This is a genomic window from Bradyrhizobium sp. BWA-3-5 (assembly GCF_032917985.1).
Classification (GTDB): Bacteria; Pseudomonadota; Alphaproteobacteria; order Rhizobiales; family Xanthobacteraceae; genus Bradyrhizobium.
Genome location: NZ_CP136626.1, coordinates 4,736,428 through 4,759,419, shown reverse-complemented (window position 1 = coordinate 4,759,419; position 22,992 = coordinate 4,736,428). Strand labels below are relative to the sequence as shown.

Below are 22,992 nucleotides of genomic sequence, written 5' to 3'. Positions count from 1 at the left end.
CGTCGCACCATCCCTCGGTAAATTCAAGCTTTGAATTTACGGCTATCTGAACCGGGTGCAGTCGAGCCGGCGGCGGAACGGGCCGGGTCGCAATGTCGAGGTGATGTGGCTGCCGGGTCGGGCATTCGCCCCCTCCTTTCGCTCCTGCGCAAGGCGGCTTGCCGGCATAGTCCCTCGGCCCTCCATGAGAGCATCTACTCATTGCGTCTACGGTTGCATTCGTGCAATCATACACCGATGCTCTGGGGAAATTGCGGCTCTGGGGGAGATTATGTGCTCTTTGCTTCGCATCTTTTTTGTCTTTGCCATTGCGAGTTCCGGCGCCAAGGCGCAGGATGTAAAGTTGATGAGGCCGCAGTCGTTCGGCGATTTCGTTCGTCAAGCTGCGCCAGATTTGATCCAGCATCTCGATGCCGGGGCGCTTGAGAAAAGCAATCAGCAGATTTCAATTGATGAGGCAGAACTCCTAAGGGCCCCCCGAAGCCCGTTTGGGCGACCGCTGTCGAAATTACCCGACGGGGATCCTCGGACGTCAGAATACGTCAACCAGCTTGCAAACTTCCTTGAGCAACGTCAAAAGCTTAAACAACTAAATGACCAGTTTCGCTTGGCGGTCGGAACATCGCGGCGTCCTCTCGCCGCCGCTCCGAATTTTTCCGGTAGGGCAAGTTACTTCTCGTCCAAAGTGATCCAGTGGAATGGCGACATCTTCTGGGCTCCTGCTTCGAAAGAGACGGACATCAATCTTCGTTATGCGGATGAAGTCAGAGCGGTCTTCGGGCCGATCCCGGCGTTCGATGTCACCACGCTTGGCCGCTTCACCCGCTCCGACGGATCCGTTATTGAGACACGAGCGACGTACGTTGAAGTGGAAGGCAATCGAGCAGAACTAAAACCAAACGCCTCTAAACCGGGTTCACCGCTTGAGTATGAGCATCGCGATAAGAACGGTGCTTTCATGAAGTGGACCGCAACAATTGATAAGTGCGATAAACCATCCTTGGCGGGCGGAGTAACTCCATGCGGCACCGCCTCGAGAGTTTCCAGGATAGAAAAAGGAAATGTTGAGTGGATTGCACTTGCGAGGAAGACCCGCGGCCCCGAAGTTCTGAAGCCGGAGAAATATTGGAGCGAGACCGATAACTCCTACGCGCTGCTAGGCTACATCGGCTTCAACCAGTCGACTGGTGAATTGGCGTTTTTCGACGGCAGCTATGAAGGAATGCGATTCGATTGGAGTGCGCCCACAGTTGCGCCAGGGGGTCGCGGTTACAACGACACAGTCGGCCGGTCGCTGGCGGCCAAGACTTACGACGCGACTTTCAGAATCGACTGCGCTGCCTGCCACGACAACAAAGAGCCCAGGATTATCACCCCTTATATCAAGCAAGCGCGGGTGGGTTACCGCGACGCAGGTATGAGTGCTGCGTTCAGCCTCGGCGATCTTCTCCCGGAGCGCACTCGCAATTCGAAGACTCCCTACCGAGTAGTCGGGACAGCCTATACGGCAGCTCACAAGGGGCAACTCGATGGTAACCGTACAATCGTTGATCCCGCACGGAATTGCACCTCCTGCCACGGACTAACTAACGGCGGCACCGGGCGATTTGCCTCTGATGCCGTCGGACGGCTTGGGACGATTTCGGGCGATGCGGGGGTAGAGAACGGTTTCAGAACAGACTGGGCGCTGCGAACTGGCGCAGGAAAAATTCATCCTTGGATGTATCCCGAACCTCAAGGAAATGATCTTGGAGAGCCCCAACCTGCGCTCATCTCTGATGCAGATTGGGACAAGCTTCGGATGGTCATCGAGAATGCCGATGCCGATCCCCGCTCGGTCAAGACCTATACCGATGCTCCAGCTCCCGAATCGACCATGGATCAGGCGACTAGGATCGGAGATTTGTCGGGTCCACAAAATTTCGCGGTTGGTATCGAAGACAATCCCGACGGGCCATCGGAAGCGTCACCAAAACGGGTCCGGCTAGAGTGGACCTATCTCAATTCCTTTGGCGGCGTGCCGGAGCGCGATGATGTGCGTTTCAATATTGCAATCCAGGAGACGATCATACCAGCAGGTGGCGGCGAACCAGACAGTCGCGACTTTCCAAGTATCGAACAAACAAAGGCCAGGGGCTTCGACGACCTAGGCGGAGGTGTTTTTACGGACGGAACCATATTCGTGCTTCGGGACATGTCGTTCGAAGGGCATAAGCGATGGACCGATCCTTCTCCAACACTGACACCACGGCGATACAAGTTGGATTTCCCGGCGTCGCTAAACAAGCGATATCTCGTTCGTGTGGTCGCCAAACGATTTGGCTTCGACCAGGGCGGCGATCGCTTTAGCGCCGCGGACCACCTATTAAAAATCGATGTTAAGTAGTCAGGGGGAGATGCGTCATGCAAAGAGCGTTTGAAAATACATTTGCGGTCCTTTTGCTGTTGTCAACAAACTTTGCTGCGGTTGCAGCGGGACCCGACGTGATTGTAGGGTTCGTCGACGACGCTCGGGAAGACAGCAGAGTCGGATCAAAAATCGGTCTTACAGCATCGACTAACTCCTGCAACATTGGAGATGTGGCGCTTAACTGGCAGCGCCTTCCGGATACCCATCACCCAGCCATCACACTGAACTTTTACCGCCTGGCAAACGGCAAGATAGAACAGTTGGCAAAATCTTGGGTCAAGCACGGCTTTTATGCGACGAACCAGAACGATTGCGCTGCAATACCGGAAATGCATCGGACTTGTCAGGCAGGTGCCGGCGGAAGCCAGCTAAGGCCCGGATGCTCCGATTTGTACACGGAGGACCTCAATTCAGATCCACGCAATCTTGGACCACGTAGCAGGATTACAAATTCAGCCAAAGTCGAGTTCGATGGCTCCAAAGCTCAAGACTTGACCGGCTATCCCGCGAGCAGTCCAGCTGAACGAATTCTACTCGTAGAAGAAGCAGACTTGCGCACGCCCGGCGCAAGGTACTTTATGGAGGCGCAGTACATCACCGCGGATGATGCAAAAGCGGGAAACTCGCGCAATAACGTCACGTTCAGGGAGGTGAAACCGGTCCTGCGATCTGGAGCGTGGGTCCTCAAGAATGAAAAGCCTGAGGTGAGGATGCAGCCCGCCTTGTTTGCTTGGAAGGAGGAGGGGGCGCAGCTCTCGGAGGTAGAGCTGAACGAAGATGGTGTGAAAACTTACATCCTTGTTGGATCAAAAGGCCAAGCCATTGCTAATGGTAAATTTCGGTACGACTTCGTAGTGTACAACATGAATAGCAACATCGCTGTGCAGGCATTCACCGTCCCGGCGCCGCAGATCGATCAAAACAGCGTCGTTTTCTCTGCGCCGCGTTCGAATGGGGAAATTTGGTCGAACGATGGTTGGGAAAATCACATTCAGGCCGGGCAAATAACCTGGTCGACGCGCAAGTCATCCGCGGACGCCAACGCAAACGCAATCCGATGGGGCTCGGCATACAATTTTTCCTTCATTTCTGACCGATCTCCGCAAGCTGTCGATGCAAACCTTGCATTTTTCAACGTTCCAGCGGGGGGTGCAGCGGGCACGGTTGTGCGAGTCATGGCGCCGGCGCGATGAGATTGAGGATGTTGCCTATCAACCCGCAAGGACCGCAATGAGGATCCACCCTATCCTCATCATCTTATACGCGCTGATATCGATCGCTTCTAACAAATCGGGCGCGGCTTCGATCGAAATGCAAATCGGGGAGGCCGCTTCCGATCGCGGTGGCTTTATCTGTTGGTCCCCAGTCCGCTCGCGAGCTCGGCTTTTAACGGATTCGAGCTCAGAACAGAAGTTGACGGTATCGAGTGTTTCGTCTGAGCACGGTGGCCGTGTTGCGTTTCAGCAAGACGGCTTCGGTCCACCAAACAAAGATTCTTACTCGCCCTCTTCCACTTTGAATTTGACCCTACCCTCGAATGGGGCATGGGTATCGTTCTGGATCATGGGCACAAAGGCATCTATTGGCGCAAAGGATGTTCGGGTGCTCGCGCGGAATGATTCCGGAGAAGAGCTGGGCTCTGTTGATGTGATGGTCCGGGTTCGAAAAAACGCGGAGTCGTTGACCGGCTTTGAGGCCCAGATCTTCCTCGATGCTCTTAAGAAACTGCACAACGTTTCGAACAACGCTGAAACATCTGAGTACGAGCCGTTTGTTCGCATTCACGAGGCAGCAAATCAGCTAGAAATTCATCGATCGCCACTCTTCTTGCCTTGGCATCGAGCGCTGATCCTCGATTTGGAACGGCGATTGCAAAACATCGATCCCCGGGTGGCACTACCGTATTGGCGCTTTGATGCGCCCGCAGCCCGCGTTTTTTCGGATGATTTTATGGGGGCAACGGTTCCAGGATTACCTTTTGTTAGCGGACCCGGCCTCGGCGACTGGATCGATCCCAACATGGGCCGGCTCATTCGGGACCCTGCCGTACTGCCGAACCAAGGCGTGCTCGATCCAATTGTGCCTGCAACGTTCCACCAAGCATTTGTGATATTTCATCGTCAAATCGAGAGTAGCTTTCACAGCGGGGTGCATAGGAATTTAGGCGGGTGGCTAGCTGGTGCGACGTCTCCTGCCGACCCGCTTTTTTTCCTGCTGCATGCCAACGTCGATAGGGTTTGGGCGCACTGGCAGGCTACCTACTCTCGGTTCCAGGCGAGCGACGAGGCAGCGTATTCAGCACAGGGGAAATATCCTGGGACTGGTCCCGACGCAGGAATATATAGGAAGGGAACGTACGCAGATGATCCAATGTGGCCATGGGGATATCTCAATCCGACAGATGCCTCAGGTTGGCCGGCTACAACACACGGTATGCCTGGGATGAACTCACCGTCCGAAGCCCCTTCGCTCACACCAGCAAGAATGGTAGACTACCTTGGATCTTACGATAATTCGGCGGCGCTAGGATATTGCTACGACGACATAGATTATCTCGGACGGCCTATTAGATGACCCACCTAAAAGGCGATGACAAAGGCCTTATCTGTGTTTCCATCCTCCTCAGCGTATGCCTTTTTGGGGGCGCGCAGTGCTTGAGTCAGAACTTGAATCTGCCCCCCAATCCTGACCCTCGTGTTAGAGCGTATTTGTTGGAAAAGGCCGGCGAAATTGAGCGCCTTGAATTGAGTGCCGCAGACACGAATTTGCATGAGTCGACGCGCAGCAAGGCGCTTGAAGAGCTCGCATTGATTTCTGAAGACGCCGCTATCCCGGTTGCGGCGAAATTGGTGGCTGATCCCATTGAAGGCGTGCGAAAATCTGCAGTCGGAATTTTAGCTAACTCCGTCGTAATGGCCGGCCACGGTGCCCGTAACCATGCCCATGGCACTCCGAACACGGCGTGGGGTGCCTACGTGGAAGGCCAGCATAGAATTGCGCTCGACGCCCTTCGATTGGCAGCTCGTGAAAGTCCGTCCGAAGCGGGTGTACTCGCGTTGAAAACGCTCGTGAGGTCGGCGGAGGAAACGTCGCCATTGCTTGCGGAGGCATTGGCCAGCGGCAGAATCGCACCGAAGCAGGCAGTAGAGCTATGCGCGCAGGCACCCGACGCAAGTTCCCGCGCCTGCCTTTTGGATTTTTTAGATAAAGGCCCAGAAGACGCGCGAATTGCCGCTGTCACAGTCCTTGGCTCCATACCGAGAGACCGGCCTTTGATTCGCAATAAGATATTCCTTAATAGTCAGGCGGCTCCAGATCTTCGCGTAGCAGCAGCGCAAGTCTTGGGCCAGTATGATCCGACATTCACTTCCTACGGTCTGACTGTGACCGCCGACCCCAAGACACCGTCTCCCGTCTACGCAGCTGCGCTGCAAAGCTATGCCCGCAGCGCCGAATTGAGCGGGAAGCTTGACGCCGCGCAGTGGGGAGTGCTGAAACAAGCACTAGAAAACAGACTGAAAGCGTCGAAAGAACCTGACGCCACGACGGACCCGAACGTCAGCTCAGCTCCACTCAGAGAGCTTATGCAAATGTTCAACCGGGGCCGTCCGCTCCAATAGTAGCAACCCCGAAGATGGTCCAGGCAGTTTTCCGAGTTTCAAGCCACTCCACCGGCCGGGCGAGTAGTCATACTTATGCAAGCTTTTGTTGTCTTATCGCCCGCAGTAGGGGCACCCGGCAGGCAAGGGGCCCATGGAGACACCGAGATCTTTTCGAACACTCTCATCTAGCCGTCCCCGGATTTCATAACCCTTCGTGGCTTCCAAAAATTCCTTTTTTTGAGCGTCTGACAAGGCTTCAAAGGCTTTCAGAGTACGCCTGACGTTGGTATCCATTGAGTGTTCTCCCTAATTGCCGCCACATACTGAACATTTGGAGTTAGGAAACCAAGGCGGGTTTGGATGTGTCGGCGTATGGCCACACACGCACTTCCTCTTCATTAGGATGAGCCCAGCTCGCATTCCAAATTGCTTTTCCGCCGCCGTGATCCCCTTGGCCGCGTCCCGAACAGCCGCTACCTGTTCGCGCTGGAGCAATAGTTCGTATTCTAAAGCAAGATCTTGCGCGCCACCTTCACCTAACTTCGTCCAGGCTAGCATCAGCAAATAATTTTCTCGCGTAGCGGTCACGTTGTCCGCGAGTTCTTCGTCCCATCGGGCGAGCAACGACCAGGCAGTTAGCAAAACCTGCAAAACAGCGGCTACTCCGAGAAGTCCGACGGCGAATGAACGATAGGGTTTCAGCGGTTCGAAAACATCTGATCCTAAAAGGTAGGCGAGAAGTATCGGAACGGCGAGCCCCGCGAAATCTCGGATGCGCGTCTTCCAGCGGAGCCTCGTCGCCCTGCGCTCAAAAACAGCGCGCGTGCCTTCCGCGTGCAAAGCGTTGTCCCAAGCGTTACTGCGCCGTTTAAGATCATCCATTTCCATGGCCTTCTTATCTGCATCTTACGCGTAGAAAGCGCTGTCGCAACCAGATTATTCCGTAAGATAGATTATGCGGTAAAAATTGGCTCATAGAGGCTTAGGAGCTGTTGCTCTACTAGACTTCCTCAAAGGCTCGCCCTCAAGGGGCGCAAGTGCAGAGACCACGAAGCAAGAGGGCTGATCTTCCGACCAGATCTAGGTGGTAGAAGCGGCAGAACGCTGTCTTCCGCTATGCGGGCTTGGGGATTTGCATCGGGATCAGCTTGGCCATCTTGCGAAGGTTCTGAGCGGTGACTGCCAGAATGAACTCGTCGTGCGCGCCGTTTGGGCCTCGTAAACGTAAACGGTCGAGCTTGAGGATGCGCTTTAGGTGCGCGAACAGCATCTCGATCCTCTTGCGAGCCAGCGCGAGGTACGTCCTTCCGTCGATCTTGCGATCACTGGATGTTTTCCAAGAACAGGCATGGGCGCTTCGAGGAGAGCGATCTTTTCCGTCGTGTGTTCGAGAGTGTCTTGCGCCGGTGCATCGAGGAGCGACTGGTCGGTGAAGGATTTGCAGTCGATGCGAGCCTGATCAAGGCCGATGCCAATCGGCAGAAGGGGATCGAAGGCGATAAGGGACTTCCACCGGAGGCCGCTGGCCGAGCAATCGAGGAGTATCTGGCTGTCCTCGACGATGCTGCTTTCGGAGCGGCGACCGACGTCACGCCGAAGTTCGTGTCGCCCTCCAATCCGGCGGCGTGCTGGACGGGAGCACACGGCGGCCAAGCCTGCTTCGCCTACCCGCTCCTCGGCGACAGCGCTTACGGCTCGGCCGAGATACTCGGCTGGTTGGTCTATGAGCATGGTATCGAGCCACACGTGACCGTGCTCGACAAGTCGGCACGCACCGACGGGACCTTTTCGCGCGAGGACTTCACCTATCACCATGCCGGGGACGTCTATCGTTGCCCCGCAGGGAAAACCGTGGACCTCATCGCACAGGCGCCGCTCCGATCTGATGCCGAAGCAGTAACCGATCAGGAGCATCCGGACCATTAACTCGGGATCGATCGACGGCCGACCGATGCTACTGTAGACCTCTTCAATGTCGACAAACCTGTCGAGCAAGCACGATTGTCAGGCATGTTCCCAGAGAAGCAGGTGTTGCCCCAAGACTCCGGCCCGCAAGAGGACTAGATGCCCAGGCAATTCGGTTTGACGGCAACATCGGCAGCAGGACGGGCTGCGATGTCAGATCGACCACGCCCTTAAGGCGAAGGTGAAGTTGCGGACGTGCGACGATTTCGAGGCCTGGCTAGAGACCCAATGCCCGCACTTCAAAACTGTCCAATCGATCGCCAACGGGTCAAAGCACTTAACCGCGGCAAGTTTGTTCCAGATGAAGTCCGGTGATCAGTGTTATCACGTCAGTGCGCATCCGACTTGTTTTAGGTCGTTGCCAGAATTTCAACGTATTGCTCCATTGACGGCTGAGCAGCCTTTTGCATTTTGTGGAGGTCTTCAGGTTTGAGGTTGGTATACCGCCGGAGCATGCGCCAATCCTTGTGGCCCGTTACCAGAGCAACCTGCTGTATCGAGAAACCGGCTTCAAATAGCCTGCTTGTGCCTTCATGACGCAAATCATGAAAGCACAGATCGTCGATCTGAAGGGCATTGCATGATCTACGAAAGGCGGCCCCAACGGATTTTGAATGGTGAGGAAACACGCGCCCAACACCGCGTGTGATGATGCGTTGTTCGAGAACGAGCTGCCAAGCATCGTAGCCAGTGGAATTGAGGAGAGGGACGATTTGATGATTTCCGTCCTTTCTTCGGGGATCTTTGCGATCGCGGATAGTAACCGTTCGTTTCTTCATGTCGACGTCAGGCCACTCTATCCGGCAAATCTCAGCCTGCCGCATTGCAGTCGCTACGGCGAACCGAACGATTCTTCCGAGCGGTAGGAATTGTTGGGGGTTAGACTCGGTATACTCGATCAATCGATTGAGTTCGTCCTGAGTAGGGCGGCGATCGCGCTCGTTAGACTTTCCGACGAGATCGAGATGTTTAAGCGCGGCGCGGGCCAATTGAACATTCTCGACAGCAACCTCGATGCCGTGAACTGCCGCAGCGTGCAGTAGGATCGATCGGATGAAAGAGAAATCGATCGCGAGGGTTGCCGGCCCGGCGCCTTGCGCGGCTCGCTTTCGTCCGAATTCGATCAGTCGCTCGCGGGTTATGTCTTTCAGTTTCACGCGCCCAAGGGAAGTTTTGAGTGCCTTGAGCACCATTGACTTCGATCGTCGAACTGGCTTGCCGACTTGAGCAAGATCGTCGAGATGCAACGTAATCAAATCGGCAAAGATACGGGGCCGCTCAAAAGGTCTCGAGCGTCGGATCGGAGTGCCCCGATCGATTGAGCGCTCCACATCAAGTGCCCACTCTTCAGCATCACGCCGCCGGGCGAAGGTGTTTGCGACGTACTCGTTCTTCCTCCTGACCTGAACACGCCAGCTTCCCGACTTGAGCCTTGTAAAGGTCGGCATTGCGTGTGCACTCCACCCCGATTTCGTGTGCGCTATGTGTGCACCGCGAGATCAAATGCGGTACAAACGTGTGCAATTTTGGCTAGTTTGGAGTGCACACGTGCGCACGTGTTCCCGTTCTAGTCCCTTGAGATGATAGGATAAGTAATTGAAATATCAAAATTATCGCTTTTCTGTGGCCCCTATGATGGATTGGACGGACAGAACAGCGTCGGGCCTATAAAAATAGTGGTTCGGCGCTTTATTTCTCCACATGTTGTACTTTGATGTTGTACCGCGGCTTGCGCACCTGATGTGCGCAATCCATATTCGCACTAACGCGAGTCAGCCGTTGGGCTTGGGGTACCGCGGTGGCTGATTAAAAACCGAAACACCCTAGCTGGCCTTCGCACGGCATCGGCACCTTCCCAATTGAGGGACCCCGTGCGCGAGATTGGGAGACACAATGACTGTGTCCTTCACACTCGAAGTCAGCCAGCCGTGCGGTGCGACGTACCGCCTTGGTCTGGGGTGCAAGTTGCACCTGAAGCTGGCCTGGGTGATAGCCGCTCTGTCGCGGTTGTTCTAGTCGGAGGAAAGGGCACCCTTAGGGGTGCCCTTTCTGATTCTGTCTCATGGTGCGGCCGCTAAATTCCCCGCGTTTTAGTCGGGAATTCGATTCCACTGAAGTTTACGCGGTAAACTTCGCGGCGTGCCATGGCACACAAGAGACCCAGGTCAGCTAGGCAAAGCGTTGCCAGATTGACCGGGCTGAAAATTTTGAATCAATCCTCTCTATGACCAAGATCGACATCGGCGCTGGTTTCGCTCCAGCAAACGACAACGACCAAAAACTCAAGAAGAACGAGTGGTTCGTCGCTGACGCGGGCCTAAGAGCGGCGCAGGAAATGGTTCGACAGCATCACTACTCGCGCGGAGGCAGCAACACGGCGGTCTATGTTCATGGCCTTTTTAGAAGGGGGGACTTTAAACTGTATGGGGTGGCGTGGTGGCTGCCTCCAACTCGCGTCGCATGCGAAAGCGTTAACCGCGAGTACTGGAAGCAAGTGCTGTCACTGACGCGCATGGTCATACTTCCTGGCGTCCCAAAGAATGCTGCCAGCTTTCTGTTATCCCGCAGCGTGCAGATGATCAGACGGGATGGCAGGTTCGTTTCGTTGGTGACCTATGCCGACGAAAGCCAGGGCCACACTGGCCACGTTTATCGAGCATCGAATTGGGATTACATCGGACGCACTGGCCCGTACCCTCGATGGCTCGATGCAGATGGGCGTCAGGTTGCGCCAAAGGCGACAACGAACAGAACAAAAGCTCAGATGCTGGCGCTTGGACATCGCCAGGATGGATCATTTCACAAATACAAGTTCGTTCTACATCTTCCGGTCAAAAAAATCCCGGCCAACGACAACGAGCCTGCTCAACTCAACTTGGTCGACTCTGTTGCCTGATCGTCCCTCGGCCGATGCGTGAGTTTGTAATCCGGTGCTGACAGGCCGAGCGGCTTATAGAAACAGCCGACCATCAACGCCGGTATGCCACGGCTCGCAATCTCAATCAGCCGAGCATGCTCCGGGCTGTCTCTCAAATCCTCGGTGACGTGGGCCAGTTCTTTGTTCGCCACTTGGAAGACTGCGAGCAGGGCATCCTTCGCTTCGTCGCTTGGGCCTGGGTATCGGTCTGCGGCGTCGTCAGGCGTTACCATCTTGAGCGGCGCTCCGTCGGGCGTGTTGAAGTGTTCGATGCCGATGTCGGTGGGACGGCGACCTGCGCGGTTGTCGAGCTTCCCGTTCTTGTCGCACAGCCCAAGAAACTCCAGCAGCGCGCGGCAGTGCATTATTCCTGCTTCGATGGCCGGATTGGTGAAGCCATGTAGGGTGCCTTCGACCACCAGCTTGTCGCCAGCGTAGAGTTTCATCGGCGCTGAGCCCAATGCGGCGCTGAGATTGATCGCCAGGTTGAGCGTGGCAATTGCCTGCATGCGGTGCGGCAGTTCGATCATCACCCGATCACGATCCATCATCGATTTTCCTGTTTACTTTTCAATTCAAGTATTCACGCCATCATGAATACTTCACCCTAAAGTGGTACAACATTGCTGTGCCAACCACAGCGAATCGCGGCACTTCCGAGCGCTTGGACCGACTGGCATTGCCGACCGTGAAAAAACAAAGCAAAACGCGGCCAATTGCTTAGGCCAAGTACAACATGGCTCCCTTCGGGTACAACAATGTTGTACTGCTGGCGGCAATCGATTTTCCGCCCCAAATAAAACCTCGATAGATCAGGGCCTTACGACTTTAGGAACACTTTCATTGGACAAGCTAAGTTCTTGTAATTACTGGCGTTTTTCCGTGGCGCCCATGATGGATTGGACGGACCGGCATTGCCGCGTCTTCCACCGTCTGATGAGTACCCGTGCGCGGCTTTATACGGAGATGCTGACGGCCGGCGCCATCATTCATGGTGACCGCAAGCGGTTGCTCGGCTTCGATCCAAGCGAGCATCCGGTGGCACTGCAGCTCGGCGGTTCCGATCCCTCCGATCTCGCGACCGCGGCGGAGATCGGCGAGGATTTCGGTTACGACGAAATCAACCTCAATGTCGGCTGCCCGTCCGACCGGGTGAAGGACGGACGCTTCGGCGCCTGCCTGATGGCGGAGCCGGCGCTGGTCGCCGAGGGCGTGGCCGCCATGAAGCGCGCGGTGAAGATTCCCGTCACCGTCAAATGCCGGATCGGGATCGACGACCAGGACCCCGAAATGGCGCTCGATGTGCTGGCGCGCGGCGTGGTCGCGGCCGGTACCGATGCGCTGATCGTGCATGCGCGGAAAGCCTGGCTCAACGGATTGTCGCCGAAAGAAAACCGCGACATCCCACCGCTCGATTACGACAGGGTCTACCGCCTCAAGGTCGCGCTGCCGGACGTGCCTATCATCATCAATGGCGGCATCGGCAGCATTGCGGAGGCGAAGCGGCATCTCGACCATGTCGATGGCGTGATGCTGGGGCGGGCGGCCTATCAGGAGCCGTGGCGCCTGCTGGATGTCGATCCGGAACTGTTCGGCGAGGCGGCGCCGCACACCACCATGAAGAACGTCTTCGAGGCGATGTTGCCTTACATCGAAGCGCAGTTGAGACAGCGCGCAAGGCTGCATGCGATGACGCGGCATTTCGTCGGCGCGTTTCAGGGCGTGCCCGGCGCGCGGGCCTTCCGCCGCCATCTGGCGGAGAAGGGCGTCAAGCCGGGCGCCGACGCCAATGTGCTGCGCGATGCGATCGCGCTGGTCGGGCAACGCACCGCGGAGCCGGTGGCGGCGTAAAGCGCAGGCGGCGCGGTGAATTGCCGTTTTGAAAAAGCTCGCCTGTTCCTTTCCCTTCAAACCACGGCGCGACCGGTTTCCGGCGCGTCGCCGCGCCAGGCGCGCGCGACCAATTCGCGGATCGCGTCGCGTTCGACTGGACGTGGGTTCCAGTAGGGATTCTTCACGGCGAGGTCGGCGGCCTGATCGATGCCGTTCTCGGGCATGCCGATCTCGCGCAGCGACGTCGGCACGGCGAGCTTTCGCGCCAGATCTTGCAGGCCGAGCGCGGGATCCTGCGCGCCGAGCGCGGCGGCGATCCGCGCCATCGCGTCGGGCGCGGCAGGCGCATTGTAGGCGAGGGCGTGCGGGAGGATGACGGTGTGCGTCTCCGCATGCGGCAGGTTGAACGCGCCGCCGAGCGCATGGCAGAGCTTGTGATGCAGCGCCATGCCGACCGCGCCAAGGCAGACGCCGCTGAGCCAGGCGCCATAGAGCGCATCGGTGCGCGCGGCTCCATCGCTGGGCTGCGCGCAGATCCTTGGCAGCGCCTGCGCCAGCGTGCGGATGCTTTCCTGCGCTATCAGCGAGATCAGCGGGTTGCGATCCCGCGCGTAGAGCGCTTCCGCAGCATGCGCGATGGCATTGATGCCCGACGTCGCCGACAGTTTCGGCGGCATCGTCACGGTGAGGTCGACGTCGTAGATGACGACTTCAGGGAGAATTTTCGGGCTCGACTGCGTGGTCTTGATGCCGCCGCTGGTCTGGCCGACGACCGGCGTCATTTCCGAACCCGCGTAGCTGGTCGGCAGGACGATCTGCGGCAGGTCGGTGCGCAAGGCGATCGCCTTGCCGAGGCCGGTCGTCGAACCGCCACCGATCGCGATGAGACAATCGGCCTGCACGTCACGCACGGTTTGCATTGCCCGTTCGGTCACCTCGACGGGCGTATGCATCACGGCGCCAGTGAAGACGCCGGCGAAGCGCTCGCCGATCATCTGCCGGATATCGGCGACCAGGTCTTTCTGTCGTGGCGTCGCCAGCACGAGGGCGCGGGTGGCGCCGAGATGGGACAATTCGTCAGGCAATCGGCGCAGCGTGCCGGTGCCGAACACCACCCGCATCGGTGCATTCTGGTAGACGAAATCTTGCATGGTCGCTCCTTGCGGACGGTCCGGCCTCAGGAATGCCGACACCGGACTTCCCGCAACGGCCATCCTGCTCAAGAGGCCGGCTGTGCAGCTTTGCGCAAGGTAGCCGTTCGTTCAAGGCTGTCCGCGGGCGCGCTCGCCGGCCGCCTCGCCAGCAGGATAATCCCGCCGGCAGCGATCGCCGAGATGCCGATCGACAAAAACATCGGCGTCGGGCTCTGGTAGATCTGCTGCAAGGCGCCGGCAACGAACGGCCCGAGAATGGCGCCGACCCGCGCAACCCCGAGTTCCATGCCGACAGCGGTGGCGCGCACGCCGGTCTCGTAGGAGGCCGCCGTAAAATTGTTCAGTACGAACTGCGCGCCGATGATGCAGAAGCCGGCAGCCGCGACCGAGGTGATGTTGACGATGTGATCGTTGAGAAGCACGAGCGACAGCACCGCGACGCCGCCGATCGCCCACCAGGTCGCGATCAGCCCACGGCTATAGCCGGTCCGGTCGACGAGGTGTCCGAGGACAAGACCGCCGACGAACGACATGATCTGCATCAGCGCACCGAAGCCGAAGCTTGCGGCAAAGGTCTCGCCACGCTGCATCATCACGGTCGGAATCCAGCCCGACAGGCCGAAGATGCAGAACAGGCTGAGGAACGCCGACGCCCAGATTGCCAGCGTGGTCCGGCGATATTTTGGCTGAAGCAGCGCCGCGACCGAGTTGAGCGGCTTCTCGCCTAGGCCGACCGCAATCTCGGCGGAGGCATAAACGGTCGCGCGCTCGGGCCGAAGTCTTGTCAGCATGTCGCGGATTTCATCGACACGCCCCTGCAGGGCGAGAAATTTTGGCGATTCCGGCAGCATCAGGTGCATGAAGGGCAGCAGCAGGAACGACAGCGAGCCGATCCAGTACAGCGACGCCCAGCCGAACACGGGTGTTGCGAACACGCCGGCGAGACCGGCCAGCGTTCCGCCGAGCGCCCAGCCGAGCGCGACGCCCCACAGCGCGAACGTATTCGCGACACGCCGCGGCGCCAGCTCGTTGATATAGGTGGTTGCAAGCGGCAGCAGCACGCCAAGCCCGATGCCGGTCAGGAGCCGCAGAACGCAGAACGACAGGAACGAATTCGCCAGGATTGCGGTGAGTAGCGTGAAGATGCTGGTGATCCAGAGGCCGCCGAGCAGGGTGCCGCGGCGCCCGAGGCGGTCGGCGATGATCCCATGGATCGCGGCGCCTAGGAGGAATCCGACCAACCCGCTGGAGATCAGCAAACCAGCCTGACCGGCCTGAAGACCCCAGGGTTTGGCGACATAGTGAATGACATAAGCCGGATTGAACGTGTCGTATCCATCGAACAGCGTGAGCAGCCCCATGATGGCGCCGAGGCGCCAGTGAAATTTTCCGACCTTGGCTTCAGCGAGCTCTTCATGAAGATCGATTGCCTGCGCAGCCATTTCCATTCCCTCCCAAGACGATCGTTCGTTTCGTTGTGGTGCCGCTTATTCCGCGGCTTGATGAATGCCCTGCCCGGCGACGGCATGGTCGGCGAGATCGAGCTTGAACAGGTCGATCGCGTTGCGCCGGCCGATCTTGTGCCGATCATTGTCGCTGATGCTGGCGCTGTTGAACCAGTCGGAGGCATGATCGACGTTTTCGAACGGCCAGTCGACCGAGAACAGAATGCGGTCAGCTCCGATCTCGAGGACAGAATCGATCAGCGTCTGCGTGCGGAAATTGCCCGACGTGGTCAGGAAGAAGTTGGCGTTGAAGTAATCGCAGATCTTCTTCTTCGCCTTGTGCTTCGGCGGCGCCTTGACCCAGCCGTTGCGGTGATCGACCCGCCACATGCTGTAGGGCAGGCCTTCACCCATGTGGCCGAGGATGATCTTGAGTTTTGGGTAAGCGTCAAAGAGGCCCGATCCCATCAGGCGCAGCGCATGAACAGCGGTCTCCTGTCCGAACGCCCAGGTCGGACCCATCAGCCAGGGATGTCCTTCATAGATCGCGCAATCCTCCGGTAGCGGGTTGCGCGGATGCAGGTAGAACGGCAGGCCGGTCGCTTCGACCGCCGCCCAAAATGGCCAGTATTGAGGCAGGTCGTAATAGACTGGGCGCTTGCCGTCGCCCACCTGGGAGAAGCCGTTGACCAGCGCGCCGCGGAAGCCGAGCGTTGTGATGCAGCGCTCGAGCTCATTGACAGCAAGGTCGGGGTCCTGCATCGGCAGCGCGGCGAAGGCCTGGAAACGCGACGGGCTTTTTGCCACCTGCTCGGCGAGGAAGTCATTGGCCCGGATTGCGATCTCGTTGGCACGCTTGGCGTCGGGAATCGCCTGCACCGCCGGCGCGTTCAGGGACAGGATCATCATCTCGATGCCGTGGCGGTCCATCTGCGCCAGCCGCTTGTCGTGGATGTCGAGTAGACGGTCCTTCAATTCCGGCCAATAGGATTCCGGTACAAAACCTGCCGAATCCATCAGCGTGTCCGGAATGGCGAAATGTTCCTCAAGCGCGATCTTGCCCTGCATGTCGTCCTCGCTGCTGGCTTGCGTTGGTTAGTACTGTCCCTGCGGCGTCAGCCCGAGCGCGAGCTGGCCATACATGGTGCCGACGGCGTCCCAGTTCATGCTGATGTGACGCCCGACCGCATTGGCATCGCGCCAGGCGCGCTGCACCGGGTTGGACAGGTCGAGGCCGAGGCCGCCAGTGGACGCGTTCAGCGCTTCGCTGGCGCGGATGGCGAGCGCGACCGAAAACGCCTGGCCGCGGCGGCTGACGATACGCTCCTCAATCGAGACCGGCCGGCCGTTACGGACCGTCGCTGCGCGATCGCGCAAGTCGCGCAGCAGCACTTCGCGCGCGGCATCGACGGACGCCGTTGCTTCCGCCACGCGCAGCTGGATGGTCGGGAAATCCGCCATGCGGTTGTTGTGGCCGGCGACCGCGCCGCGGGTAATCCGGCGCGAGGTGACGGCGAGATAGTCTTCCAGCGCGCCAGCCGACGCCCCAACGGCGGTGGACGCCAGGCAGGAGGGGATGTTCGACAGCATCGGGATCGCGAAGGTGGGGTTGCCGGCATAGAGCGCCGCGCCAGGCGTCGTGCCTGATGTGGTATCGACAAATGACAGCAGGCGGTGCGCCGGCACGAACACGTCCAATAGCACCAGCGTCTTGCTGCCGGTGCCGCTGAGACCGACGACGTTCCAGGTATCGTCGATGACGTAGTCGGAGGCCGGCACCAGCAGGAAGGCCGGCGCAAGCGGGCCGCCCTCGGTCTTTGGCGGCAGCAGCGCCGCGCACAGCGACCATTGCGCGTTGTCGCAGCCGCTGGCGAACGACCAGCGCCCGGTGAGGCGATAGCCGCCCTCGACCTCGATCGCCTTGGCGGCCGGCGCATAAGAGCCGCAGGCCACCGCGTCGGGATTTGCGTCCCACACGTCGCGCTGCGCGGCCTCCGGAAACCCTGCGATCAGCCATTGATGGGCGGCGAGCAGGCCGCCGACCCAGGCGGTCGAGGCGCAGCATTTCGCGAGCTCGATGTTCAGTTCGACCAGCACGTCGAAATCATGCTCATAGCCGCCGAACCTTGCCGGCTTGACGATGTCGAAATAGCCGATGTTGCGCAGCGCCGTGATGTTCTCTTCGGGGACGCGGCCGGCCTTTTCGGTGGTGTGGGCGCGCGCCTTGATCTGCGGCGCGATCTGCGCGACGCGGCTGCGCAATTCGGCGAGGTCGGGGCGGGGGGCCGATCGCGCCGGCGCGTCCTTCAACTGGGCGACTGATACCATTGGTGTGCTCCGTGTCTTCGATGGGCTGGAAGGCGGCGAGTGCTCACGCAGCCTGGCTGTCGTGTGGCACCGAGAAGCAGTAGGTGGCGTCCTGGTAGATCAACGGCTCGATCGGATCGCGCATGCTGACGGTCTCGGCTTCGCCGATGAAGATCGTGTGCGTGCCGTAGGGCATGGCGGCGGCCTTCTTGCAGAAGATGTTGATCTGCGCGTCGGCAAGATAGGTGACGCCCTCGGGCGAGGTCTTCCAGTCGCCGAGGCCGAACCGTTCCTCGGCCGGCACCGCGCCGCTGAAGGCCGATGACAGCGTGATCTGGTCGCGGCGCAGCACGTTGACGCAGAAGCGGCGCGCCAGCAGCATGATGTCGTGGAGCAGCGTCTGCTGGTTGACGCAGACGATCAGCGAGGGCGGATCGAGCGAGAGCGAGGTTACCGCGGTCGCCGTCATGCCGTGGCGGCGGTTCTGATCCGAAGAGGTGATCACCGACACTGCGGCGGGAAATCGCCGCAGCGCACGCTTGAACGTTTCACGCAGTTCGTCGGATGCCGAATCCAGCGACATGGTTTTCTCCACTGAACGGTCCGCTCTCTGCGATCGGCGGCTTAACTTTCTATAACAATAATTGCATTTGCAAATGATCTGTCAACCGGAAATTTTCAAATGCAACAATTGTCTTGAAAACTGATCGGTGCAGAGCTATTGGAAGAGCGCAAAAGTTGCTCCAGAACAGGATGCAAGACGTTGTATCGGCTGACGAATTCCTTGCCCTACATGCTCAACCGCGTCGGCGTGCGGATGGGCGATCTGTTTTCCCGGCGCATCGCCGGCTACGGCGTGACGCTACCTATGTACCGCGTCATGGCGGCGCTCTGGGAAAAGGGCGATCAGCGCCTGGGGGATCTCGCGGCGATGACGACGATCGAGATATCGACATTGTCGCGCTTGATCGGCGAGATGAAGCGGCGAGGCCTCGTGACGCGCACGCGGCTGAAGGACAACGCCCGCACGGTCGCGATCAACCTCACGCCCAAGGGACGGATGCTCGTCGACGAGCTGATTCCGATCGCCGTGCATTTCGAAGACGTGGCGGTCCGGAGTTTCCCGTCAAAGAACATCGTGGACCTGAAGACGGTGCTTGCGGAAATCTACGAGAGCCTGAACTCGATCGAGCCCGAAATCGAGGAAGCCAACAAGGCCGGCAAGGCGGTGAAGGCGAAGGGTTGATCGTTGCGGGTAGCGCGGGCGGCGGGGCGCTCGATGCGCCGCTGGCCTTTGATGGATGCGCTCGCTTAGCCGCGCATGGTGGCGCGGAAGCCGATAAGGCTTAACGTGCCAGCCACGATCACCGCGATCCAGCTCGCCCAGAACGGCACATCGACGCCATTGAAGGTGACGGACGGATCTAGCCCTTGAGCTCTGCCGGTGCTTTGATGCCTGAAACGGAATACTCGATTTCGGGGGCGGGTTTGAAAGAAATATAGGATTTCCTTGCAACCTGCCGGTGGCAATTATTCAGCGACGGCGCTTCGATTTTCTCTCGACCTCCCTGATCGCTCGGGTAATGCCTTTGAGTGATTCATTGACATCCTCGAGCTGCGACTGAAGGTTTTTTTGTTTTCTCTGCAGTTTTCTCAATAGCGTTTTCTTCTGCGCCTCACTCAGTTGGTCGAAGTCGATCAGATCTACAGTAAATCCACACATCGCTTCCTCCGATAGACAATCAGATTTAATCAATGCCTTTATCCGGGACGCCAATAAGGTAGTGTCGACAATATCAAGGGGATAATCAAGCCATCATCGCCGGCGTGGCGGCGCAGATTCAACTATTCAAAGTCGGGCAACCGGCCAAGCTCCTTATCAGGGTAGGCCGCCGCTTTGGCCAGGATTGCCGTGTAGTCCGCAATCCAATCCTGGGCGGTGTTCGGCTCGAATAGGTCGCTCTTGTACCCGCACAGGCCAGTAATCCCCGATGAGCTCTCCTTGAGAGCCATTGAAAGCCACGCGCGATCGATCGGCATGGCCGTCCGTCCTTCCTGGTAGCCGAACGGGCTGACCGTCACATCCGGCAGCTTGGGCGGCCGGCGAAACGCAACCTGGAGAATGAAATAGATTTGAACGAGTGACGCCGGGGACAAACCGGCTTCCTCCGCCAGCCGGGCGGCAATGATGTCGAAGGGAAGCTCCTGGCGGGCGTATGCTTCCCAAACGGCTTCTCGCACGCGATTGAGCGCTTCACCAAAGGTCAGATCCGCATCAATTCGAGTTCGGATGAGCGCGGTATTAGCGAACGGGCCGATGATGCGCTCTCTCCTGAGCTGTGCGCGATTGGCCATCAAGGTCGCCACGCAAAAATCGGTGCGCGCGGTTCGGAGCAGCAGCAGCGTTTTGAACCCGGCAAGCAAAGTCATGAACAGGGTTACACCGCGGCTATGGCTCAAGCATCTCAGGCGGGCCACCAGATCATTCGACATTTGAAACGGTTCCTGGATGACGCGCGAAATCAGCTCCCCTCCAATGCTGATTTTTGGAGTCGCAAACAGGGGCGAGACCTTGTCCATGCGTCCCTTCCAGTAGGCGAACTGTCTGTTTGCTGCAGGGCCGGTCGACCAAACGCGCTGCCAATGAGCAAACTCGGAAAATTGAAACTTCGGTTCGGGCAGCTGTGCCTTCCTGCCGGCAATCGCAGCGGAATAGAGTTCCGAAAGATCCTCCATGAAGATCACCATTGACCAGCCATCAATGATGATATCGTGCACGACCAGAAGCAAAACGTGGTCTTCTGCGTCGAGCCGAAAGAGATGCGCGCGAAACAGGGGCGCATGGCTCATGTCGATCGGCTTCAGGGACACCTGCTCCGCTTCCAGTTTTGCCTTTGTGAGCAGGAGTTCCTTGATCCGGGCATTTCTAGCGCGCGTCCGCGGTGCAAGATCCTTCACGGTCAGAATGGATGCGACATCAACATCCGGCATCACGCGAGCGAGGGGGACCTCCTCCTGCCAGGCAAACGCCGTGCGCAGCGAGGCATGGCGGCGCGCGACATCGGCAAGGGCCCGCTTGAGTGCGGGAACGTTCAGCGGGCCCTGCAGCCGGTAAGCAAAGGGCAGGTTGAACTGGGGTAGTCCCGGGAGCTTTCGCTCGATCCGCAGCATGCGCTCCTGCACAATGGAAACCGGCTGGGGACCATCTCCCTTCGCGCCCACGGTTTCAATGGTCGGATCGCTTGAATTCATTTCCGAGTTTGTGGAGTACCTTTTCGATGATTCGACGCGAAGTGCGAGACCCGCGACGGTTGGTGCACTGAAAATATCCTCGAATGCGAAATCGACGCCAAAACGCTCCTCCAGACGCAAGATCATTTGTGTCATCGCAAGTGAATCAACGCCGAGCGCAAAGACGTCCTCGTCAACGCCGACCTGATCGATGTCGAGCAGTTCTGCCCAGATCCCGGCCAGTTGATGCTGCAGTTCCGAGCCCGGCGAGACTGTCTTGTCGCCGCGTTTGTCTGTCGCCGGCGGAGCCTTCGAGAACGCGACCGCAAGCTCGCCGCGCTTGATCTTTCCGCCGCCGCCTTTCGGTATCTCCGGTACAATGCGGATAAGGCCGGGGACCTTGAATCCGGCCAACCGTTCGCGAGCAAAGTCTCGCAGCCGCTGCGCGCTCACCTTCGCATCCTGACGCAGTACGACGGCGGCAGCCACATCTGCACCAAGTCGCCCGTGGGGCACAGAAAAGACGGCGGCGTCGATGACATCCGGGTGGCTCAGCAACGCTCCCTCTACCTCGGCGGGGGCAACCTTCTGCCCTCCTTTATGGATAATCTCCTTGATCCGACCGACGATGAAGAGATACCCCTCCGCGTCCAGGTACCCGAGGTCGCCGGTTCGGAACCAGTCGCCCCGAAATGCGGACGCCGTCGCGGCGGCATCATTGTCATATCCCCTGGTTATCGTAGCCCCTCGCAGCGCAATTTCTCCACGTCTGCCGGATCGCAATCGCCGACCCTCACTGTCTAGAATCGCGACCTCGGGCCCGGCCGGCCGGCCGACTGAACCCGGCTTTTGCCGTTGCAAGGAATTCGCGGCAATCTGGGTGGCAGCCTCCGTCATGCCATAGGTGTCGATAACGGGGACGCCAAACAGGGCTTGCAGTCCGCCGAGCACGTCATGCGCCAGGGAGGTGGAAGCCGAACGAACGAGCCGCAGGGAGGATCGCCGCGCACGCTTCTTCTGCAGATCGGCCTCCCTCAATATGGCTTGATGGATTGCAGGTACCGCCGTGTACCAGGTTGGCCGAAACTCAGTCAGCCAGCCAAAGAACCCCCTTGCATCGAACCCTGATGTAGAGACCACGCTTGAGCCGGCAGCCAGCGCGGCCAGAAGCCCGGAGATCAGACCATGCCCATGAAAGAGAGGCAGCACACTCAGCAAGCGGTCCCGAGCCCCAAGTTCAATGGCGGTGCCAACGTTCCTGGCAGAGAGGCAGACGCTCGCATGGGTCAGAGGGACCGTTTTTGGCCGCGAGGTACTGCCCGACGTCAAAAGGATGAACGCATCATCAGCACCGGACGCAAACTCGTCGGCTTTCGCGCGCCGCGACGCTTGACCAACAATGCTGAACGCGCCGGCCCCCTCGTGGAGCCGCGGCACGACTTCGATGACCGGTATGCCCGACGCTTGGGCAGCGCGTCGGCTGGGCGAATTCGAGTGAGCGTTCGTCAATAGGGCCGCCAAGCGCAGTTCGCCGAAATAACGCTGGTATTCGTCGTAGGTGAAGCCCGGGTTGAGCGGAACGCATACGGCACCGGCGGCAAGCGCGATCATTGCCACCGCAGCTTCAGGTCCATCCGGCAATACCACCGCGACCCTGTCAGTTCGACCGACACCGAGGCTACGCAGCCCGCGAACGACTTCGCGCGTCTGCGACCACAGCGCGTCATATGTCATCGGGAGGCACCCGGGGGCCAGAATGGCGCGTCGATGGGGCGCGTTTCCTGCATAGTACGAAAGAAGGTCCGGGAGGCAGGCAAAGGAAGGTAGTCTGGCGCTGTTGTGCCCGGCTTTATGTTGCAGTTTCTTGACGATCTTCGACAAGCCCGCTCCCCATTTGTCGCCGTTGCGTTCGTATTCCAGTGCTGTTGAGAGTTATCATGCCGCTGTGCGCTTGCCCGACCCAGACTAGCTGAGGACCCGCCATTTCTCCGAGCGATCAAGCAAATCAGCAGGGCAGTAGCTCGGCCGTAGGCATCGCAAGCACCCTTCTAACGTTCACGAGCCGCCATCATAGCGGTCAAATTGCGCCCTCTGAAAGAGATTATGGAGCATCAGACGCGTTTGCCAA

General features: G+C 58.8%; 18 protein-coding genes and 1 pseudogene. 7 read left to right on the top strand and 12 right to left on the bottom strand.

Features of this window, described 5'->3' with window-relative positions; all coding sequences use genetic code 11:
- Positions 1 to 280 precede the first annotated feature (280 nt).
- The 4 genes from RX331_RS23115 to RX331_RS23100 all read left to right on the top strand — a co-directional run bounded on the left by RX331_RS23115 (position 281) and on the right by RX331_RS23100 (position 6,030).
- Positions 281 to 2,386 carry a hypothetical protein gene (locus tag RX331_RS23115; RefSeq protein WP_317252208.1) on the top strand — a complete coding sequence of 702 codons (2,106 nt, stop codon included), beginning with the start codon at positions 281 to 283 and terminating at the stop codon, positions 2,384 to 2,386.
- Between the two features lie 17 nt (positions 2,387 to 2,403).
- Positions 2,404 to 3,603 (top strand): hypothetical protein, encoded by a 1,200-nt coding sequence (locus RX331_RS23110; RefSeq protein WP_317252207.1) that lies wholly within the window; start codon positions 2,404 to 2,406, stop codon positions 3,601 to 3,603.
- Entirely contained in the window at positions 3,524 to 4,984 is a 1,461-nt protein-coding gene (locus RX331_RS23105; protein ID WP_317252206.1) for a tyrosinase family protein, read from the top strand. Before RX331_RS23110 ends, RX331_RS23105 begins: the two co-directional genes overlap by 80 nt.
- A gap of 137 nt (positions 4,985 to 5,121) precedes the next feature.
- Positions 5,122 to 6,030 carry a hypothetical protein gene (locus RX331_RS23100; protein WP_317252205.1) on the top strand — a complete coding sequence of 303 codons (909 nt, stop codon included), beginning with the start codon at positions 5,122 to 5,124 and terminating at the stop codon, positions 6,028 to 6,030.
- Between the two features lie 288 nt (positions 6,031 to 6,318).
- Here RX331_RS23100 and RX331_RS23095 read toward each other — a convergent pair whose 3' ends face one another.
- The 4 genes and pseudogenes from RX331_RS23095 to RX331_RS23075 all read right to left on the bottom strand — a co-directional run bounded on the left by RX331_RS23095 (position 6,319) and on the right by RX331_RS23075 (position 9,425).
- Complete coding sequence (locus RX331_RS23095) at positions 6,319 to 6,894, bottom strand: mobilome CxxCx(11)CxxC protein (protein WP_317252204.1); 576 nt, start codon at positions 6,892 to 6,894, stop codon at positions 6,319 to 6,321.
- Positions 6,895 to 7,126: 232 nt separating this feature from the next.
- On the bottom strand, positions 7,127 to 7,450 hold the full coding sequence (locus RX331_RS23090) for a transposase (protein WP_317258216.1): 324 nt from the start codon (positions 7,448 to 7,450) through the stop codon (positions 7,127 to 7,129).
- Positions 7,451 to 7,863: 413 nt separating this feature from the next.
- Positions 7,864 to 7,974 (bottom strand): annotated as a pseudogene (locus RX331_RS23080) (transposase); the annotation flags it as partial.
- Between the two features lie 353 nt (positions 7,975 to 8,327).
- On the bottom strand, positions 8,328 to 9,425 hold the full coding sequence (locus tag RX331_RS23075; RefSeq protein ID WP_317252203.1) for a site-specific integrase: 1,098 nt from the start codon (positions 9,423 to 9,425) through the stop codon (positions 8,328 to 8,330).
- Positions 9,426 to 10,201: 776 nt separating this feature from the next.
- Here RX331_RS23075 and RX331_RS23070 point away from each other — a divergent pair.
- Entirely contained in the window at positions 10,202 to 10,873 is a 672-nt protein-coding gene (locus tag RX331_RS23070) for a hypothetical protein (protein ID WP_317252202.1), read from the top strand.
- Here RX331_RS23070 and RX331_RS23065 read toward each other — a convergent pair.
- Positions 10,843 to 11,445, bottom strand: coding sequence for a hypothetical protein (locus RX331_RS23065; RefSeq protein ID WP_317252201.1), 603 nt, complete (start codon positions 11,443 to 11,445; stop codon positions 10,843 to 10,845). The genes RX331_RS23070 and RX331_RS23065 overlap by 31 nt on opposite strands.
- Positions 11,446 to 11,785: 340 nt before the next feature.
- Between RX331_RS23065 and dusA the strand changes: the two genes are divergently transcribed.
- Entirely contained in the window at positions 11,786 to 12,745 is a 960-nt protein-coding gene (dusA, locus tag RX331_RS23060; protein WP_317252200.1) for a tRNA dihydrouridine(20/20a) synthase DusA, read from the top strand.
- 56 nt (positions 12,746 to 12,801) lie between these two features.
- Here dusA and RX331_RS23055 read toward each other — a convergent pair whose 3' ends face one another.
- The 5 genes from RX331_RS23055 to RX331_RS23035 all read right to left on the bottom strand — a co-directional run bounded on the left by RX331_RS23055 (position 12,802) and on the right by RX331_RS23035 (position 18,216).
- Entirely contained in the window at positions 12,802 to 13,878 is a 1,077-nt protein-coding gene (locus RX331_RS23055) for a maleylacetate reductase (protein WP_317252199.1), read from the bottom strand.
- 68 nt (positions 13,879 to 13,946) lie between these two features.
- A complete protein-coding gene (locus RX331_RS23050; RefSeq protein ID WP_317252198.1) occupies positions 13,947 to 15,323 on the bottom strand; it encodes an MFS transporter in 1,377 nt (458 codons plus the stop codon).
- A gap of 45 nt (positions 15,324 to 15,368) precedes the next feature.
- Positions 15,369 to 16,394, bottom strand: coding sequence for an amidohydrolase family protein (locus RX331_RS23045; protein WP_317252197.1), 1,026 nt, complete (start codon positions 16,392 to 16,394; stop codon positions 15,369 to 15,371).
- A 27-nt stretch (positions 16,395 to 16,421) separates the two neighbouring features.
- A complete protein-coding gene (locus RX331_RS23040) occupies positions 16,422 to 17,654 on the bottom strand; it encodes an acyl-CoA dehydrogenase family protein (RefSeq protein WP_317252196.1) in 1,233 nt (410 codons plus the stop codon).
- Between the two features lie 43 nt (positions 17,655 to 17,697).
- Positions 17,698 to 18,216 (bottom strand): flavin reductase family protein, encoded by a 519-nt coding sequence (locus RX331_RS23035; RefSeq protein ID WP_283028418.1) that lies wholly within the window; start codon positions 18,214 to 18,216, stop codon positions 17,698 to 17,700.
- Positions 18,217 to 18,396: 180 nt separating this feature from the next.
- Between RX331_RS23035 and RX331_RS23030 the strand changes: the two genes are divergently transcribed.
- On the top strand, positions 18,397 to 18,879 hold the full coding sequence (locus tag RX331_RS23030) for a MarR family winged helix-turn-helix transcriptional regulator (protein WP_317252195.1): 483 nt from the start codon (positions 18,397 to 18,399) through the stop codon (positions 18,877 to 18,879).
- Positions 18,880 to 19,167: 288 nt separating this feature from the next.
- Here the strand turns inward: RX331_RS23030 and RX331_RS23025 are convergent, their stop codons facing one another.
- Entirely contained in the window at positions 19,168 to 19,389 is a 222-nt protein-coding gene (locus RX331_RS23025) for a hypothetical protein (RefSeq protein ID WP_317252194.1), read from the bottom strand.
- An 89-nt stretch (positions 19,390 to 19,478) separates the two neighbouring features.
- Positions 19,479 to 22,745, bottom strand: a complete 3,267-nt coding sequence (locus RX331_RS23020; RefSeq protein WP_317252193.1) for an AMP-binding protein — start codon at positions 22,743 to 22,745, stop codon at positions 19,479 to 19,481.
- Between the last annotated feature and the right edge of the window lie 247 nt (positions 22,746 to 22,992).